The organism is uncultured Sulfitobacter sp. (assembly GCF_947497275.1).
Lineage (GTDB): Bacteria > Pseudomonadota > Alphaproteobacteria > Rhodobacterales > Rhodobacteraceae > Sulfitobacter.
Genome location: NZ_CANMFS010000040.1, coordinates 1 through 968, shown reverse-complemented (window position 1 = coordinate 968; position 968 = coordinate 1). Strand labels below are relative to the sequence as shown.

1 pseudogene is annotated in these 968 nt (G+C 54.8%); it reads left to right on the top strand.

What is annotated here, in order from left to right:
- Positions 1 to 77: 77 nt before the first annotated feature.
- A pseudogene (locus Q1A06_RS20885) lies at positions 78 to 968 on the top strand (transposase); the annotation flags it as partial.

The following is a 968-nucleotide window of genomic DNA, read 5'->3' as shown; positions in this document are numbered from 1 at the left end:
GATTTTGTTGAAAAACTATTCCTTGATCCGAGGGCAAGTCGCTGATTCAATTCCTGTAGTGAACGGGAGGATTGGCAATGCTGGGACCAAAGCAGGAAGTGGAAGCGGCGCTGTTTTATGAGTTCTCGCTGGAAGATCATGTGCCACGAGATCATTTGTCGCGGTTGATTGATCGGTTTGTCGATTTGAGCACTATCCGTGCACATCTGGCGGACTTCTACAGTCATACTGGTCGCCCTTCTATTGATCCCGAGCTGCTCATCCGGATGTTGTTGGTGGGGTATTGCTTCGGCATTCGATCTGAACGCCGCCTTTGCGAAGAGGTCCATTTGAACCTGGCATATAGGTGGTTCTGTCGCCTTGATCTGAATGATCGCATCCCGGATCACTCTACCTTTTCAAAGAACCGGCACGGGCGGTTCCGCGAGAGTGATCTTTTGCGCCATGTGTTCGAGATGACCGTTGCACGCTGTATGCAGGAAGGGCTTGTCGGCGGTCAGGGCTTTGCAGTGGATGCCAGCTTGATCAGCGCTGATGTTCAGAAACAGAATTCCAGCAACCCCGAAGACTGGGCGGCCCGCGAGGCTGCTCCCAATGACGCGCCACGCGCGGTGCGCGAATATCTCGACGTTCTGGACGACGAGGCCTTCGGCGCAGCCAGTGAAGTGAAGCTTAAGTTCACTGCACACGCCGATCCTGCCAGCTAATGCCTTTCGTGACATTGCTGCGCAATGCACTGCCGGTAAGAGACGGCAGCGCGCAAAGGTCCCGCTTTCTTTGCCTATTCCGACAATTACCTGATCGATACGGATCACGGGATCATCATGGATGTGGATGCCTCGCGGTCGATCCGCAGGCGGAAGTGGGTGCCATGCGCAAGATGATTGACCGGACCGAAGAGCGGTTCGGCATCACGCCGGATTGGGTGGCAGCGGATACGGCATACGGGTCTTCTAACAATCTTGTGT